20 protein-coding genes and 1 tRNA gene are annotated in these 16,258 nt (G+C 65.8%); 7 read left to right on the top strand and 14 right to left on the bottom strand.

Translation table 11 applies throughout. The annotated features are described in order from the left end of the window. Window positions 1-33: 33 nt before the first annotated feature. Window positions 34-828 carry a queuosine precursor transporter gene (locus GV044_RS01570; protein ID WP_159870669.1) on the bottom strand — a complete coding sequence of 265 codons (795 nt, stop codon included), beginning with the start codon at window positions 826-828 and terminating at the stop codon, window positions 34-36. 160 nt (window positions 829-988) lie between these two features. Between GV044_RS01570 and GV044_RS01565 the strand changes: the two genes are divergently transcribed. The 4 genes from GV044_RS01565 to GV044_RS01550 all read left to right on the top strand — a co-directional run bounded on the left by GV044_RS01565 (window position 989) and on the right by GV044_RS01550 (window position 4,103). Then, window positions 989-1,065 (top strand) — tRNA-Arg (locus tag GV044_RS01565). A 158-nt stretch (window positions 1,066-1,223) separates the two neighbouring features. Further along, window positions 1,224-2,006: a LuxR family transcriptional regulator gene (locus GV044_RS01560; RefSeq protein ID WP_159864530.1), complete on the top strand. Its 783-nt coding sequence runs from the start codon at window positions 1,224-1,226 to the stop codon at window positions 2,004-2,006. Between the two features lie 387 nt (window positions 2,007-2,393). Then, window positions 2,394-2,720: a PilZ domain-containing protein gene (locus tag GV044_RS01555; RefSeq protein ID WP_159864526.1), complete on the top strand. Its 327-nt coding sequence runs from the start codon at window positions 2,394-2,396 to the stop codon at window positions 2,718-2,720. Between the two features lie 126 nt (window positions 2,721-2,846). Then, entirely contained in the window at window positions 2,847-4,103 is a 1,257-nt protein-coding gene (locus GV044_RS01550; protein ID WP_159864524.1) for an MFS transporter, read from the top strand. Window positions 4,104-4,112: 9 nt separating this feature from the next. Here the strand turns inward: GV044_RS01550 and GV044_RS01545 are convergent, their stop codons facing one another. The 8 genes from GV044_RS01545 to GV044_RS01510 form a co-directional block, all read right to left on the bottom strand. Continuing rightward, on the bottom strand, window positions 4,113-4,901 hold the full coding sequence (locus GV044_RS01545; protein WP_159864521.1) for an NUDIX domain-containing protein: 789 nt from the start codon (window positions 4,899-4,901) through the stop codon (window positions 4,113-4,115). Window positions 4,902-5,287: 386 nt separating this feature from the next. After that, a complete protein-coding gene (gene grxD, locus GV044_RS01540; RefSeq protein ID WP_159864518.1) occupies window positions 5,288-5,617 on the bottom strand; it encodes a Grx4 family monothiol glutaredoxin in 330 nt (109 codons plus the stop codon). Window positions 5,618-5,664: 47 nt separating this feature from the next. After that, a complete protein-coding gene (locus GV044_RS01535; protein WP_159864515.1) occupies window positions 5,665-5,898 on the bottom strand; it encodes a BolA/IbaG family iron-sulfur metabolism protein in 234 nt (77 codons plus the stop codon). A 3-nt stretch (window positions 5,899-5,901) separates the two neighbouring features. After that, a complete protein-coding gene (locus tag GV044_RS01530) occupies window positions 5,902-6,225 on the bottom strand; it encodes a DUF1476 domain-containing protein (RefSeq protein WP_159864512.1) in 324 nt (107 codons plus the stop codon). Window positions 6,226-6,328: 103 nt separating this feature from the next. Continuing rightward, complete coding sequence (gene leuD, locus GV044_RS01525; RefSeq protein WP_159864509.1) at window positions 6,329-6,928, bottom strand: 3-isopropylmalate dehydratase small subunit; 600 nt, start codon at window positions 6,926-6,928, stop codon at window positions 6,329-6,331. After that, a complete protein-coding gene (locus GV044_RS01520; protein ID WP_159864506.1) occupies window positions 6,928-7,107 on the bottom strand; it encodes a hypothetical protein in 180 nt (59 codons plus the stop codon). Before GV044_RS01520 ends, leuD begins: the two co-directional genes overlap by 1 nt. A 5-nt stretch (window positions 7,108-7,112) precedes the next feature. Beyond that, complete coding sequence (gene leuC, locus GV044_RS01515; RefSeq protein ID WP_159864503.1) at window positions 7,113-8,546, bottom strand: 3-isopropylmalate dehydratase large subunit; 1,434 nt, start codon at window positions 8,544-8,546, stop codon at window positions 7,113-7,115. Between the two features lie 74 nt (window positions 8,547-8,620). Next, entirely contained in the window at window positions 8,621-8,992 is a 372-nt protein-coding gene (locus GV044_RS01510; RefSeq protein WP_159864500.1) for a hypothetical protein, read from the bottom strand. Window positions 8,993-9,172: 180 nt separating this feature from the next. On the opposite strand from GV044_RS01510, the gene GV044_RS01505 reads away from it, so the two are divergent. Continuing rightward, window positions 9,173-9,691 (top strand): sterol desaturase family protein, encoded by a 519-nt coding sequence (locus GV044_RS01505; protein WP_159864497.1) that lies wholly within the window; start codon window positions 9,173-9,175, stop codon window positions 9,689-9,691. A gap of 129 nt (window positions 9,692-9,820) precedes the next feature. Next, the gene (gene katG / locus GV044_RS01500) at window positions 9,821-12,034 is read left to right on the top strand and encodes a catalase/peroxidase HPI (RefSeq protein ID WP_159864494.1); all 2,214 of its coding nucleotides are present in this window, start codon (window positions 9,821-9,823) and stop codon (window positions 12,032-12,034) included. A gap of 160 nt (window positions 12,035-12,194) precedes the next feature. Here the strand turns inward: katG and GV044_RS01495 are convergent, their stop codons facing one another. Both GV044_RS01495 and GV044_RS01490 read right to left on the bottom strand, forming a co-directional pair. Continuing rightward, complete coding sequence (locus GV044_RS01495) at window positions 12,195-12,590, bottom strand: YbaN family protein (protein ID WP_236554596.1); 396 nt, start codon at window positions 12,588-12,590, stop codon at window positions 12,195-12,197. Further along, complete coding sequence (locus tag GV044_RS01490; RefSeq protein WP_159864491.1) at window positions 12,577-12,987, bottom strand: SufE family protein; 411 nt, start codon at window positions 12,985-12,987, stop codon at window positions 12,577-12,579. The genes GV044_RS01495 and GV044_RS01490 overlap by 14 nt, the downstream gene beginning before the upstream one ends. A gap of 173 nt (window positions 12,988-13,160) precedes the next feature. Between GV044_RS01490 and GV044_RS01485 the strand changes: the two genes are divergently transcribed. After that, a complete protein-coding gene (locus GV044_RS01485; protein ID WP_159864488.1) occupies window positions 13,161-15,206 on the top strand; it encodes an NAD(+) synthase in 2,046 nt (681 codons plus the stop codon). Between the two features lie 133 nt (window positions 15,207-15,339). Here the strand turns inward: GV044_RS01485 and GV044_RS01480 are convergent, their stop codons facing one another. Genes GV044_RS01480 through GV044_RS01470 form a run of 3 tightly spaced genes read right to left on the bottom strand, consistent with a single transcriptional unit; the run spans window position 15,340 to window position 16,254 of the window. After that, window positions 15,340-15,555 carry a hypothetical protein gene (locus GV044_RS01480; protein WP_236554594.1) on the bottom strand — a complete coding sequence of 72 codons (216 nt, stop codon included), beginning with the start codon at window positions 15,553-15,555 and terminating at the stop codon, window positions 15,340-15,342. Window positions 15,556-15,572: 17 nt separating this feature from the next. Further along, entirely contained in the window at window positions 15,573-15,866 is a 294-nt protein-coding gene (locus tag GV044_RS01475) for a hypothetical protein (protein ID WP_159864482.1), read from the bottom strand. Window positions 15,867-15,888: 22 nt separating this feature from the next. After that, complete coding sequence (locus GV044_RS01470) at window positions 15,889-16,254, bottom strand: PspC domain-containing protein (RefSeq protein ID WP_159864479.1); 366 nt, start codon at window positions 16,252-16,254, stop codon at window positions 15,889-15,891. Window positions 16,255-16,258: the final 4 nt, after the last annotated feature.

Below are 16,258 nucleotides of genomic sequence, written 5' to 3'. Positions count from 1 at the left end.
ACTGGGCCCAGGTCAAACGATGCTCAAGCGAACTCATTTTGGGCGTGCCTTGGCGAAGGGCGAGAAGTCCAGGTTCTCATCGTAGACGTCCACGCCCTCCCGGCGCTTGAGAAACCCGACGACAAGGTAAGTGACCGGCGTCAGCACGGCTTCCCATGTCGTCTTGATCAGCCATTGGGTGACCACCAGCGACGCGATGAGGTGCAACGGGAAGCCTGCAACGCCGAGGAACGCGAGCGGATAGAACAGCAAGCTGTCCACGCCTTCGCCGACGATCGTCGAGCCGATCGTACGCATCCACAAGTGCTTGCCCGAGGTCATCACCTTCATGCGCGCGAGCACGAAGGAGTTGACGAACTCGCCGGCCCAGAACGCCACCAGCGAGGCAAAGACGATGCGCGGCGTCTGGCCAAAAATCGCCATGTAGGCGGCCTGGTTGGGTGCGGTCACCTCTCGCCCGGCGACGCTGTATGTGGACGAGGCCAGCGCCCACTCGGGATTGGCCGGGATGTTCACCACCACCACGCTCATGACGACCATGAACAGCAGCGCGAAAAAGCCGGCCCAGATGCAGCGCCGGGCGTTGGCGTAGCCGTATACCTCGGTCAGCACGTCGCCGATGATGTAGCTGACGGGGAAGAACAGCACGCCCGCGCCGAACGTCACCGGGCCCAGCAACGGCAGCGTCACTTGCGCCTGCTTGGCCGCGCCGATCAGGTTGGAGAGCAGGAGGATGACGACAAAGCCGGTCATCACGAAGTCGAAGTAGCGAAAATGTCGGCGCGCACCCGATTGGCCGTCGATACGGGAAAGCTGCTCGTCGCTCATCGGCAAAGCGTAACGCGGGTGCATGCGCGCGCCTAGTGGGTTTGTTGAAGGTGCACACGGACAGCCGCGATCTTGCGGACGAACTTCGCATCGCAACCGTGCACTCTCGCCCTCGCAGCGTTTGCGACATCGCCAAACCGCGCTAAAGGAGGCGCCGCGTGCGCCCGTAGCTCAGCTGGATAGAGCACGAGCCTTCTAAGCTTGGGGTCACAGGTTCGAACCCTGTCGGGCGCGCCACTCGCTTCGGGACCGATCCGCGGTTTTCTGGCCTGCGACTCGGCTCATCATTTTACAGTGGATGCAAGTCCCGCAGGCGGGCTGCACAGTTTGCGCGGGCGAGGTCGATCTTCTATGCTTTGGCAGCAGCGCATGTAGTTTTGCTGCTGGAGACATTGATGCAGCTTCGCACAGGGCTGGCGGGACTTCGCGCCGCGCGATCGGTGATCGACTTGCGCGAGGCGACGATGGAAGCGTTCGCGGCGATCGGGTTCCCGCGCGCTTACTTCGTCACTCCGGTAACTTCCGACAAGCGCTTCGGCCGGGTGCATAGTGCCAACAACATGGCCGGGGAATGGTCGCAAGCCTATCCAGAGCGCCTGCGGTATGAGGATCCGCTTCCCGAATTGGCGCTCCGCCTTTGCCGCCCGGTGCGGTGGAGCGAGGCGCGCACCATCGAGGCGCCGGGCAAGCAGGAGGAGGCGTTCTACCGGTTCCTGTCGCAACTCGGCTTCGAGGATGGACTGGCGCTGCCCACTTACGGACCCGGCGCCCGGACCGGCTTCGTCGGTCTGCCGGCAGTGCCAGGCACGTCCATCGGCGAGGAGAGCGCAGCGGCCGCGCATGCGATCGCGCAGATGTCGTTTCTGCGCTACTGCGAGCTGATCGACACGCAGGAGCCAATCGACGTTCGCCTGTCCGAGCGGGAACTGGACGTCGTCTACTGGATCGCGATGGGGAAGAGCAATTCGGTCATCGCCGAGATCCTGGGCATCTCGGCGGAGACGGTCGACAGCTATGTGCGCCGCGCCTTCCGCAAGCTTGGCGTATCGGATCGCACGTCTGCCGTGTTGCATTCGGTGCTGGCAGGGCACCTCTACACCGGCCCGTTCCGGCCCCAGCCAGAGTTGGCTCCGGCATCCACACCGGGCCAAGTGCCTGGGAGCAATGCTGGCGACTAGGCCTGCGCACCGGAATCACGCTGATCTGGGACCGGGATGGGCATAGCCCCCGGCATGTCCCCCAAGACCGGGACTGCCGAGCGTCAGCGTTGTGCGCCACACCGCTGTCGCTCTCAGATCGGCCCGCGAGGCTTCCCTCGACTTCCCCTCGCCGCGAGCCGTCGTCTTCCTTGTGGGGGCGACGCAGTGCGCCGGCGTCGCTACGATGCCGGGCTGGCCGATCGAGAACAGTCCAAAGTGGCCGGCGTACGCCCTCACGTGCGCCTGGCCCTTGGCTCTTGGGTCGCACCTGAGAGCTTGGCGGGATCGGTTCGGACGTGTGCCGATCCCGCCATCAGACGCAGCCCGCTTAACGAAGTATACACCAGGTGCGGGCATAGTCCTGCCATGTCTGTTGAGATACCTCGGCGCGCGCAACGCAGGGCAATCGTGCTTCCCGCACAATGCCGCACTCCCAACGGGCTGCGCGACTCGGGCGAGATCTCGGATATCTCCACGCAGGGCTGCTGCATCCGTACCGAGACCCTGATGTTCCGCGTGGGTTCGCGCGTCATCATCCGGCCCGACGGTATGGAGGCTCTCGGCGGCACCGTGCGGTGGATCGCAGGCGACTGCGCAGGGCTGGAGTTCGATCGCGCCATCTACGGCCCGATCGTCGACCACCTGGTTCGTCTGCACGAGCTGGGAACGCAGGTCTCGGTCACGCGGGACTGACGAGCGACCTGGCGGGCACGTCCGAAGGATCGCACCGGCAGCGAAAAAGGGGCTGGCCTCGACGGCTCAGGGCCGCCACACTCTCCCAAGTTGTATACGGCCCAGCAGAGGCCAAGGGAGAATGCCGTGGCTTTGAGCTCCATAAGTCCTGCCGTGGATACGCCCAATCACCCGCTCGCCAAGCGGATGGGGCTGATCGCCGGCGTCTCGCACAATGTCGTGATCGGAACCGTCATGGGTTCCTTCAGCGTTCTGCTCGCATCGGTCGAGGGGCGCCTCGGAGTCAAGCTCGAGCAAGCCTCAGCCGGTATACTGCTGATGCTGGTGGGCTCGTCGGCGCTGGCGCCGATCGTCGGCGTGCTGGTCGCCCGCTACTCGCTGCGCCTGCTGCTGATGCTGGGCGCGGTGCTGACGGTGCTCGGTTACCTGGTGCTCGGCCTGACGCACAGCTACCCGCTCTACCTGGCCGCCTACGGCCTGTGCTTCGGCCCGGCGATGAGCCTGGCAGGCTCGATCGGGCCGGCGACGCTGGTGACTCGCTGGTTCAACCACAACCGCGGGCTGGCGCTCGGCCTGGTGCACTTGCCGATCATCATCGCCGTGCTGCCGGTCACCTTGAATGCTTTCCTGACGGACTACGGTCCGCAGGCCGCTTATCTCACGCTTGCGGGCGTGAGCGCCATTCTGATGCTGCCGCTCACCGCGCTGACGGTCGATCACCCGCCGGGCTATGTCGCGCCCGTCGCCACTGGCGAGAAGCGCACCGCCGATGGCTCGCTGAGCGTGGGACAGCTGCTGAGCCGCCCCAAGTTCTGGGCGCTGTCGCTGGCTAACTGCGCCAGCATCACCAGTTCGGTCATGCTCGGCTCGCTGCTGGTGCCGATGGGCCAGTCGTGGGACTTCTCGCGCGCGCAATCGGCGCTGCTCGCCTCGATCATGTCGCTGGTCGGGATCGCCGGGTCGGTGCTGTTCGGCTGGGTGGCCGACAAGCTGGGCGGCGGTCGCACGCTGGCGCTGGTTGCTTTTAACTGCGCGATCCTGTGGGCACTCCTGCTGACCGAGCCGCCGTTCGCCGCGGTCGCCCTGATCGTCGGCCTGATCGGCATGCATGGCGCGGGCGCAATCCCGGCGCTGGGCCGCGGGATCAGCGACACGTTCGGCCAGCCAAGCTACAGCCGCGGTTTCGGGCTTAACACGGTGATTTCGCTACCGTTCATGGCCTGCGCCATGATCGGCGGCGCCCGCATCGCGCGTGAGACCGGCTCGTTCGCGATCCCCGTCACGGCCATGGCGATCGTCTTCGCCATCGCGGTGCTATGTGGTCTCTATGCAGCGAGCGGTTTGAAGGCCTCGCCGGTCCAGGGAGAGCCGCAGCCCGCCTGAAGACCTAGCTCAGCCGCGCTTGGCGGTGGCGAACGGCTGTCCCAGGACCGGATAGCCGTGGCCGTGGGGGATCTGCAGCCAGGTCTCGCCGTCCCGCTGGACCTGAGCGGGCATGATTCTGCGCACAGGATGGTGCGCGATGTCCGCCAGAGCATCGTCGAAGGTGGCGAACTGCGCGAGGCGCTCAAGGTTGCGCCGCGTCGGGAAGATCACGCTGATCTCCCCAGCATCGGCCAGCTCCAGCGCGCGCGCCGCGCTGATCCAGAACAGCTTGGTGTTTTCCGTAGCATCCACCGCGATGTCGACCGCGCCGGTACCGAGATCGAGCACAAAGAATTGTGTGTCGAACCCGCGTTCCACGGGCGCACGCCAATGTGCGTAGAGTGTCAGCCGGTCCGGCTCCAGTGTCCAGCCGAACGCGTCGAGCACCGGTGCGAGCAGGCCCTGCGCGATCAGCATGGCGCGTGCGTCAGCCGCTTGCTGCGCGGAAACCGGCTCGCGCACGGCGATCGCAAGGCCGGTCTCCTCCAAGGTCTCGCGGATGGCGGCGATGCGAGCCGCGCCGATCACTGGGTCTTCGCCCCGGCAGAGTTGGGCTGCCAGGATGCGATCGCCCGGATCCACCTTGCCGCCGGGGAACACCGCCGCGCCGCCGGCGAAGCGCATCTGGCTGGAGCGTTGCACCATCAGCAGCTCGGGCGGGCCCGCCTGCGTGCGGCGAAAGATCACCACCGTCGCGGCCGGGACGCCGCTATCGTCGTCCGCGTGTGGAGGGCGCTGCGCATTGTCCTGAACCATGTCGCAAGTGTCGCCTCTCGCCGTCCGGCGCGCAAGTGGCAGTCGTCCTAATCGTGGGGGCGAGGGCGTGTCGGTGCGCTTTACACAAGCTGTCGTGATCGAACTCAGCGGATTGAAAGAATGGCACTTTTCTGCGGCTGATGAGATTTGGCACGCTTTATGCTTTTAGTTCGATGTACCCCCGAGTACGTCTCGAATTAGAGGCGGGGCCGCCCAGTCTCCTGGCCCCGCCTCCCCGAGCTCTCACTTGCGTTGTAGGCTGGCAGGCACCGTGCGAACGGCTCCCTGCGCCGTCGAGTGGCGAAATCTCACCCGTCGACCTTGCATGGTGCCTAAACGAAAACGGCGCCCAAAGGCGCCGTTTTGGTGCATGGTTGGCGGTGGCCTCAGCTGGCGCGTGCGACGCCGGCTTCGCCCATCAGCTGCTGCAGTTCGCCCGCTTCGTACATCTCCATCATGATGTCGCTACCGCCCACGAACTCGCCTTTGACGTAGAGCTGCGGGATCGTCGGCCAGTCCGAGAAGGACTTGATGCCTTGACGGACTTCCATGTCCTGCAGCACGTCGACGCTCTCATATGCGACACCGAGGTGATCGAGGATGGCGATCGCGCGGCTGGAGAAACCGCACTGCGGGAACAGCGGCGTACCCTTCATGAAGAGCACGACGTCGCTGGACTTTACGATCTCGCCAATGCGGCTGTTCACGTCGGTCATGGCAATCTATTCCTTGTCGCTGCGTAAGCAGCATCATGTGCGAATGATCAGTTGGGAACAGCGGTGGTCAGTTGCAAGGCATGGAGCACGCCGCCCATGCGCCCGCCCAGCGCTTCGTAGACCAGCTTGTGCTGCGCGACGCGGGTCTTGCCGACGAATGCCGACGAGACGACGTGCGCGGAGTAGTGGTCGCCGTCGCCTGCAAGGTCGGTGATGGTGACTTGCGCGTCGGGCAGGGCGGTGCGGATCAGCGTCTCGATCTCGGCTGCGGGCATCGCCATGGCTCAGGCCTCGCCCATCAGCATGCGCCGGGCCTCGACCAGCTTGGCCTCGAGCGCAACCCGCACTTCGGCCTCGTCGGTGTCGACGCCGGCGCTGGTGAGGTCGCCCAGCAGCTTGCGGATCACGTCCTCGTCGCCGGCTTCCTCGAAGTCGGCCTGGACGACGGCCTTGGCGTAGGCGTCACGCTCGGCAAGAGAAAGGTTCATGCGATCGGCCGCCCACTCACCCAGCAGGCGATTGCGGCGGGCCTGGATGCGGAACTGCATCTCGGCATCATGGGCGAAGCTGGCCTCTTCGGCGCGCTCGCGGTCGTCGAATGTGGTCATCGGCATGCCCCTGCTCGAATGGTTGCACCTCGCCGATAGGGACGGGGGCGCTGCGGGGCAACCATGCTTTTCTCCAATCCTCTCCCGCCGGGGAGAGGATTGGTCAGGCCGTCGCCAGCGTCTTTGCCAGGAACGGCAGCTCGATCTTGGCCTTGCTCTCGTAAGCGCCGATGGCATCGCCCTGCGCCATCGTCATGCCGACTTCGTCCAGTCCGTTGAGCAGGCAGTGCTTGCGGAACGGATCGATGTCGAAGCTCCAGCGATCCTGGAACTGCGTGGTGACAGACTGGGTCTGCAGATCGATGTCGATCGGGTCGGTCTGGGCGACCTCCATGAGGCGGTCGATCGCGTCCTGGGGCAAGGCGACGGTCAGGATACCGTTCTTGAACGCGTTGCCCGAGAAGATGTCCGAGAAGCTGGGTGCAATCACGCAGGTCACGCCCATGTCGAGCAGGGCCCAGGCGGCATGCTCGCGGCTCGATCCGCAGCCGAAGTTGTCGCCCGCGATCACGATCGGCGCGCCGGCGTATTCCGGATCCTCGAAGACGTTCCCTGGTTCCTTGCGCACCGCCTCGAAGGCGCCGCGGCCGAGGCCCTCGCGAGTGACGGTCTTGAGCCAGTGCGCCGGGATGATCACGTCGGTGTCGACGTTCTTGCGCCCGAACGGATAGGCGCGCCCGGCAACGTGGTTGATCGGCTGCATCAGTCGGTTTCCGCAGGGAAGTGCGGCGCCGTGCTGGTGGGCGGCGGCAGGCTGCTGGCCTTCTTCTTGTCGCTGCGCCGCTTCACGTACATCAGCGCCGCGGCGACCGCGGCTGAGCCGATGGCGGCGCCGGCGGCGATCGCGGCGCGGCCGGCGAGGGAGTCGTTGTCGTCTGCCATGTCGGTTATCCTACCAGTTCGCGCACGTCGGTGAGGTGGCCAGTCACTGCGGCGGCGGCGGCCATCGCCGGGCTCATCAAGTGAGTGCGGCTGCCCGGACCTTGCCGCCCGGTGAAGTTGCGGTTGCTGGTGGACGCGCAGCGCTCGCCGGCGGGCACTTTGTCGGGGTTCATGGCAAGACAAGCCGAGCAGCCCGGCTCGCGCCACTCCAGGCCCGCCTCGACGATGATCTTGTCCAGCCCCTCAGCCTCGGCCTGTTCCTTGACCAGGCCCGAGCCGGGGACGACGATCGCCCACTTCACGTGATCGGCCTTCTTGCGGCCCTTGAGCACGGCGGCGGCGGCGCGGATGTCTTCGATGCGGCTGTTGGTGCAGCTGCCGATGAAGACGTTCTGCACTTCGACATCGGTCAGCTTGGTGCCGGGCGTCAGGCCCATGTAGTCGAGGCTAACGCGGACCGCATCGCGCTTGGAAGCGTCGGTGAAGTCCTCGGGCGCAGGGACGTAGCCGCCGATCGCGGAGGTGTCTTCCGGGCTGGTGCCCCAGGTGACAGTCGGCTGGATGTCCTCGGCGCGGATGACGAAGGACTTGTCGAAGGTGGCGCCAGGATCGGTCGCAAGGCTCTTCCACCAGGTGACCGCCTTGTCCCAGTCTTCGCCGTTGGGCGTGTAAGGACGGCCCTTGAGGTACGCGAACGTCTTCTCGTCGGGCGCGATCAGGCCGGAGCGGGCGCCGCCCTCGATCGCCATGTTGCAGACGGTCAGGCGGCCTTCGATCGACATCTCTTCGAACACGTTGCCGCGGTATTCGATGACGTGACCCGTGCCGCCGCCCATACCGGTGACGCCGATGATATGGAGCACCACGTCCTTGGGCGTGACGCCCGGGCCAAGCTGACCTTCGACGCGCACTTCCATGGTCTTGCTCTGCTTGAGCAGCAGCGTCTGCGTGGCGAGCACGTGCTCCACCTCGCTGGTGCCGATGCCGAACGCCAGCGCGCCCAGGCCGCCGTGTGATGCGGTGTGGCTGTCCCCGCAGACGATCGTCGCGCCAGGCAGCGAAAAGCCCTGCTCGGGGCCGACGACATGGACGATGCCCTGCTCACGATCGGTCGCATCGATGTAGCGGATGCCGAATTGCGGGGCGTTGACGCGCAGCGTGGCTAGCTGGTTGGCGCTTTCCGCGTCAGCGATCGGGATGGGATTGCCGGCCGCATCCTTGCGCGGCGTGGTCGGCAGGTTGTGGTCCGGCACGGCGAGCGTGAGATCGGGGCGGCGCACCGGACGACCGGCCATGCGCAGGGCCTCGAAGGCCTGCGGGCTCGTCACTTCATGGACGAGATGGCGGTCGATGTAGATGAGGCTGGTGCCGTCCTCACGCGTGTCGACGACGTGGGCATCCCAGATCTTCTGGTAGAGAGTGCGCGGACCGTTTGTCATGATCAGGCGCGATTAGGCGCGACCGCCCCGCATTTCAAGCGGGACGGGCGCACCTTCAAGCAACGATGTTGCGCTTAGCCGCGGCGATTGTCGCGGTCGCGACGCTCGGCACGCAGAGCCACGTGGATGCGATCAACGCGGTTCTGCAAGGTGTTTACCTCGCTGCGGGTCAGTCCATTGCGGGCGTACTGCTGATAGAGGCGCTGCACCTGGATAGCATCACGCTTCAGGCCCATGGCCTCACGGTTCGAGATTGTGCGCCGAGCGACGGCACGATCGATGTCGCGGTTCAAGCCATTGATGTCGGCGCGAATGTTGGAGTTGCGCACCGGGGTGGCGTGGCCCGCATTGTGGCGGCCCATCGACTGCGCGTCGGCCTGAACGGCCAGGCCCATGCCCATTGCGGCGATAAGGGCAGGGGCGACAATCTTGGTGAGCTTGCGCATGGTACTTAGTCCTTCTTGTTGACAGCGGCGGGTGATCCGTCGTGTTCAGATTTATGCCCTCTAAACTGAACAGCGAGGAAATGGTTCGTCGCTGATCTGTGCGCATTTGTACGAAAGTGTCGCGGCGCTTGTTCCTGCGGGCGGCTGACAAGTGCGACGAAGAGGCGTAGATGCGCGGCCATGTCTTGGCTCGGCCCCATCCTGATCGTGCTGGCGACCGTCGCCGCCATGGAGTTCGTTGCGTGGTCGAGCCACAAGTACGTGATGCACGGCTTCGGCTGGGCTTGGCACCGCGACCATCACGAACCGCATGACAAGCTGCTGGAGAAAAACGACCTTTACGCCGCGTTCGGCGCGGGGCTGAGCATCGCCGCGTTCGCCGTCGGGTCGCCGCTGGTCATGGGCGAGAGAGCTTGGTGGCCGGGCACCTGGATCGGGCTGGGCGTGCTGATCTATGGCGTGATCTACACGCTGATCCACGATGGGCTGGTGCACCAACGCTATTTCCGATGGGTGCCCAAGCGCGGCTACGCCAAGCGCCTTGTCCAAGCGCACAAGCTACACCACGCGACGATCGGCAAGGAGGGCGGCGTCAGCTTCGGCTTCGTTGTTGCACGCGATCCGGCTTCGCTGAAGCGTGAGTTGCGGGGCCAGCGCCAGGCCGGAGTCGCGGTGCTGCGTGAGGCGGTAGAGGATTGAAGCCACGTTCTCCGCAGCTGTACGCTCGTTCGTTCGGGTGCTTCTATCGCTGTCATCGCCCGAACTCATTTCTCCCTCTAGGATTGTCGCAGCTAGGGTCAGCGCACGCCATTAGAGGAGAGTGACATCATGGACGCAGAGACCAGCGGCAGCCCGCTCCACGGTTGCCCGATGAAAGAGGGCGCGGCCATGCGCAAGCTGCTCGGCCGACACAATCGCGACTGGTGGCCCAACCAGCTCTCGCTGGAGATCCTGCCGCAGAAGGGCCTGACCGGCAGCCCTTACGGCGACGACTTCGACTATCGCGAGGCCTTCAAGCAGCTCGACCTGGAGGCGGTGAAGCGCGACCTCCACGCATTGATGACCGACAGCCAGCCCTGGTGGCCGGCGGACTACGGCCACTACGGCCCGTTCTTCATCCGCATGGCCTGGCACAGCGCCGGCACCTACCGCACCGGTGACGGTCGCGGCGGCGCATCCTCCGGCTCGCAGCGGTTCGCGCCGCTTAATTCCTGGCCGGACAACGGCAATCTCGACAAGGCTCGCCGCCTGCTCTGGCCGATCAAGCAGAAGTACGGCCGCAACCTGTCGTGGGCCGACCTGATGATCCTTGCCGGCAACGTCGCCATCGAATCGATGGGCGGCCCGGTGTTCGGCTTCGGCGGCGGCCGCGCCGACGTGTTCGAGCCCGAGAAGGACATCTACTGGGGCACCGAGGAGGAATGGCTCGGCCAGACCCGCATCGACGACAAGGCCGGCCTAGCGCTCGAGAACCCGCTCGCCGCGATCCAGCTCGGCCTGATCTACGTGAACCCGGAAGGCCCCGGCGGCAAGCCCGATCCGGTCGGTTCGGCGCGCGACATCCGCGAGACTTTCGCCCGGATGGGCATGAACGACGAGGAAGTGGTGGCGCTCACCGCGGGCGGCCACACCTTCGGCAAGTGCCACGGCGCGGGCGATGCCAACCTCGTGGGTGCCGAGCCCGAGGGCGCCGACATCGCGCAGCAGGGCCTCGGCTGGCAGTCGGGCCATGAGAGCGGCATGGGCGATCACACGATCACCAGCGGCATCGAAGGTGCCTGGACCGCGAACCCGACCACCTGGGACAACGGCTACTTCGACAACCTGCTCAACCACGAGTACGAGCTGGAGAAGAGCCCCGCTGGCGCCTGGCAGTGGCACCCGGTGGGCAATCCGGACGAGACGCTGGCGCCCAAGGCCCACACGCCCGGCGTCAAGGTGCCGACGATCATGACCACTGCCGACATGGCGATGAAGGTCGACCCGGACTATCGCAAGATCTCCGAGCGCTTCCACGCCAATCCCGACCAGTTCGCCGACGCCTTCGCGCGCGCATGGTTCAAGCTGTGCCACCGCGACATGGGGCCCAAGGCCCGCTACCTGGGGGCGGACGTGCCGGCGGAGGACCTGATCTGGCAGGACCCGATCCCCAAGGCCGATTACGCCACCATCAACGCGGCCGACGTGGCGGTGCTGGAAGGTAAGATCTTGGCGTCCGGCCTCACTGTCTCGGAGCTGGTCTCGGTCGCTTGGGCTTCGGCCTCGACCTACCGCAAGTCGGACCATCGTGGTGGCGCCAATGGCGGTCGCATCCGCCTGGAGCCGCAGCGCAGCTGGCACGTCAACGAGCCGGCCAAGCTGGAGAAGGTGCTGGCGGTCTACGAGCGGATCAAGACGGAGTTCGATACCGCTGCCAAGAAGGTCTCGATCGCCGACCTGATCGTGCTGGGCGGTGCCGTCGGCGTTGAGCAAGCGGCCAAGAAGGCAGGCTACAGAGTACCCGTCACCTTCACGCCGGGTCGCACCGATGCCTCGCAGGAGTGGACCGATCCGACCAACTTCGAGCCGCTGGAGCCGCAGGCAGACGGCTTCCGCAACTATCTGCCGACGCGCATGAGCGTGCCGACCGAGGAGTTGCTGGTCGACCGTGCCTCGCTGCTGGGGCTTAGCACGCCCGAAATGGCGGTGCTGGTGGGTGGCCTGCGCGTGCTCGGCGCCAACCATGGCGACATCGAGGAAGGCGTGCTGACCGACCGCAAGGGCCAGCTCACCAACGACTTCTTCGTCAACCTGCTCGACATGGGCACGGCGTGGAAGGTAGTCGACGAGAGCAGCGACCAGGTCTTTGCCGGCACCATCCGGGCGACCGACGAGCAGAAGTGGACCGCCACGCGCACCGACCTGGCGTTCGGCTCGAACTCGCAGCTGCGCGCCGTGTCGGAAGTCTATGCCGGGGCGGACGCGGGCGAGCTGTTCGTGCGCGACTTCATCGCCGCTTGGACCAAGGTGATGAACGCCGACCGCTTCGATCTGGTGGCGTGAACCTTATCCTCTCCCCGCCGGGGAGAGGATACGCAGGCTTGGGAGCGTAGCGAACTAGCCGGAGTTGGAGAGGGTGCGTGCGTGCGCAGCCCTCTCCAAGCTGCGCTAGTTCCTCACGGAACAAGCTCCGCTATCCTCTCCCCGCCGGAGAGAGGATCGGTCATTCCGCGCGCGTCCAGATCCACGGTCCCAGCACCACCAGCACCGCCAGCGGGATCAACACCAGCGGCCAGCCTAGCGTAAAATAGACGAACGGCACGCTCGCGCTCATCGCCAGGATCGCCGAAACCTTGCCCTTGCGGCTCACCGCTCGCCGGTCGCGCCAGGCGACAAGGTGCGGGCCGTAGCGCTTGTTGGCGTAGAGCTTCTCGGCGAGATGCGGGTGGCTCTTGGAGAAGCACCAGGCCGCCAGCAGATAGAACACCACTGTGGGCAGCAGCGGCAGGAAGATGCCCAGTGTGCCCAGCCCGACGAAGAACCAGCCGCCCGCAGCCCACAGCAGCCGCATGCGGCCGGTCGCGGGCTTGGCGAACTCGGGCTCCTCAGCCGGCGGCATAGCGTGCCGCAGTCTCGCGGATCAGCGCGATCATGTTCGGCACGCCCTGGGTGCGATTGGAGGAGAGCTGGTTGCGCAAGTCGAAGGGCTCGAGTCTTGCCGCGATGTCGGTGGCCGCCACTTCGCCGGCCGGCTTGTCCTGCACAGCGGCGAGCACCAGCGAGACGATGCCCTTGGTGATCGCGGCGTTGCTGTCGGCCAGGAAGTGCAGGGTGCCATCCTCCACCTTGGTCGGGTAGACCCAGACGCTGGCCGAGCAGCCGCGCACCTTGGTGGCGTCGGTCTTCAGCGCGTCGGGCATCGGGTCCAGCTCGCGTCCCAGCTCAATGAGCATGCGATAACGCTCATCGCCATCAAGGAACTCGTACTCTTCGCGGATGTCGTCGAGGCTGCGCATGGCTGAGGCATGTAAGGCCAAGCTCGCCTGGAACAAGTCAAATCCCCTCGCCGTTCGTGTCGAGCGAAGTCAAGACGCGTGTGCACCAGGCCAGTGTGTCTCGACTTCGCTCGACACGAACGGTGATGGAGTGGTTCGTTGCGTTTGAAGCTAGTAGCTGTCAGGTCACCGGCATGACCGACCACCCCTTTTATGACCTGCACCGCCACGGCTTCGTCCGCGTCGCCGCCTCCACGCCGAAGGTCCGCACCGCCGACGTTGCCTACAACCGCGACGGTATCATCGCGGAAGCCAGGCGCGCCCACGATGCGGGCGTGGACCTGGTGGTCTATCCCGAGCTGTGCCTGTCCTCCTACGCGATCGACGACTTGCACTTGCAGCAGGCGATGATCGAGGCGGTCGAGGACGCGATCGGCGACATCGTCGAGGCGAGCAAAGGCCTCTCGCCAGTGCTCCTAATCGGGGCGGCCTTGGCCGACCGCGGGCGGCTCTACAACTGCGGCCTGGCGATCGCCGACGGCAAGTTGCTGGGCGTCGTGCCCAAGAGCTACCTGCCCAACTACCGCGAGTTCTACGAGAAGCGCTGGTTCACGAGCGGCATCGGCGTGACCGGTCGCACCATTCGCGTTGCGGGGCAGGAGGTCCCGTTCGGCACCGACCTGGTCTTCGCCTCCAACCACTTGCGCGACTTCATCTTCCACATCGAGATCTGCGAGGATTTCTGGGCGCCGACGCCGCCGTCGTCCCTGGGCGCGCTCACCGGGGCGACGATCCTGTGCAATCTGTCCGCCTCCAACATCGTCATCGGCAAGGCGGACGATCGCCACTTGCTGTGCAGCTCGCAATCGGCCCGCACGTACTCGGCCTACGTCTACTCGGCGGGCGGCCACGGCGAGAGCACGACCGATCTGGCGTGGGACGGGCAGGGCGTGATCTACGAGCTGGGCGGACTGCTCGCCGAGTCCGAGCGCTTCTCGCTCGAACCCGAGCTGTGCATCGCCGATGTCGACTGCGCCCGCATCGTCAACGACCGCCTGCGCCTGCCGACTTATGCCGACGCCGCACGCGCTGTCGGCAGCCCCGAGCAGACCTTTCGCACGATCTATTTCGATCACCAGCCTGCCAGCGGTGACCTTGGCCTGCAGCGCCCCATGCGCCGCTTCCCGTTCGTGCCCGACCGCGCCGACAAGCTCGACGCCGACTGCTACGAGGCGTTCAACATCCAGGTCGACGGCCTGATGCGCCGCGTCGAATCGGCCAAGGCTAAGAGCCTGATCATCGGCGTCTCGGGTGGGCTCGACTCCACCCACGCGCTGATCGTCATGGCCAAGACTTGCGACCGGCTCGGCATGCCGCGCAGCGCCATCCGTGGCTATACGATGCCCGGCTTCGGCACCAGCGAGGGGACCAAGAGCAACGCCTGGAAGCTGATGGACGCGCTCGGCATCACCGCCGAGGAGATCGACATCCGTCCCGCCGCAACGACGATGCTGAAGGACATCGGTCATCCCTTCGGCCGCGGCGAGCAGGTCTACGACGTTACTTTCGAGAACGTCCAGGCGGGCCTGCGCACCGACTACCTGTTCCGCCTGGCAAGCCAGCACTCCGGCTTCGTGGTCGGCACCGGCGACTTGTCCGAGCTGGCGCTGGGCTGGTGCACCTACGGGGTCGGCGACCAGATGAGCCACTACGCCGTCAACGCCGGCGTGCCCAAGACGCTGATGCAGTACCTGATCCGCTGGACGGCCACGACCCAGGTCGACGAGAGCACGCGCGAAGTGCTGCTCTCGATCCTCAACACCGAGATTTCGCCCGAGCTGGTCCCGGCAGGCGAGGATGGCGAGATGCAGAGCACCGAGGACAAGATCGGCCCCTACGCGCTCAACGACTTCTTCCTGCACCACATCATGCGCTTCGGGCAGAAGCCATCCAAGGTGGCGTTCCTGGCATGGCATGCCTGGCACGATGCCGCGCACGGCGAGTGGCCGGCAGGCCTGCCCGAAGAGGCGAAGGTGACGTACGACCTGCCGGTGATCGCCAGGTGGCTGGAGGAGTTCTGCAAGCGGTTCTTCGCATTCGCGCAGTACAAGCGCTCGGCAATCCCGAACGGGCCGAAGGTCTCGAGCGGGGGGGCGCTCAGCCCGCGTGGCGATTGGCGAGCGCCGTCCGATGCGAGTGCCGAGGTTTGGCTGGCGGAGTTGCGGAAAGCTTTGCCTTGAAGCCCACGTCGTCCCGGGCCTGATCCGGGACCGGTTGCGCCATCTCGCGAGGCAACCGGTAGGAGCGCGCCTCGACGACAGCTTGCGCGGATTCCGCTACCGGTCCCCGGTCAAGCCCGGGACGACGCCGTTCTCAATCCCGCAGCGCCTCGATCTCGCGTGCCAGCCTGTCGCCGCCACGCTCTTCGATCGCGATCCGCTCCAGCACCGCTATGCGTTGGCGCAACTGCTCGATCTCGCGCTCCAGTTCCGGCTCGCGAGACACCAACCCCTCACCCATCGAAGACGAGCCGCCGCGATGACGCTGCGCTCTCGTCCATGCGAAGGCAGCAATGGCGACGATCGCCACGATGGCGCTCCAGAAGCTCATTGCTTGGTCACTCCCACCGGAGCGTCGCTGCGGCGCTGCGCTTCGACCTCACGCGTGTCGCGCAAGGCCTCGATCTGCAGGGCAGTGTCATAGCCGCCATCGGTGATGATGCGCTCCAGCACACGGACGCGCTCTTCCAACTCGCGCGAGTGCGAGGCGTACTGCGCCGCCTTCTCGGCGGTAGCGGCGACTTGCAGCTCGGCCATCTTGCGCTGGTGCTTGGTCCACACGATGAAGCAGACCATCAGAAACGGCGCCAGCGGAACGAGCAGGGCGACAACACCTTCCATGTCCGTAATCCTTGTTCGCGCGTCAGCGCAGGCTGTCGATCTCGGCGGCGAGCCGCGCGTTGCTGGTGTAGTAGCGCGCCTCGATCTCGGCGACGCGACGGTCCATGTCGGTCAGCTCGGAGCGGTAGCGGACCTTGCTGCGCGAGCGCTGCATACGCCGCAACAGGCGCTCTTCCTCGACCTCGCTGTAGAGCGCCATCGGCCGCTTGTTCGCTGCGAATGCCGCCACGATGTAGATCGGGATGGTGATGAACGAGACGAAGAGCGTCAGGAACACCGTGGCGATCCGCACCCATAGTGCGTCGACGCCGGTGTAGTCGGCCACGCCCGCGCATACGCCGGCGAGCTTGGCGTTCGACTTGTCGAGATAGAATGGTCCGCTTGCCATTGTC

The organism is Novosphingobium sp. 9U (genome assembly GCF_902506425.1).
Classification (GTDB): Bacteria; Pseudomonadota; Alphaproteobacteria; order Sphingomonadales; family Sphingomonadaceae; genus Novosphingobium.
This window is presented reverse-complemented; position numbering and strand designations above follow the sequence as displayed.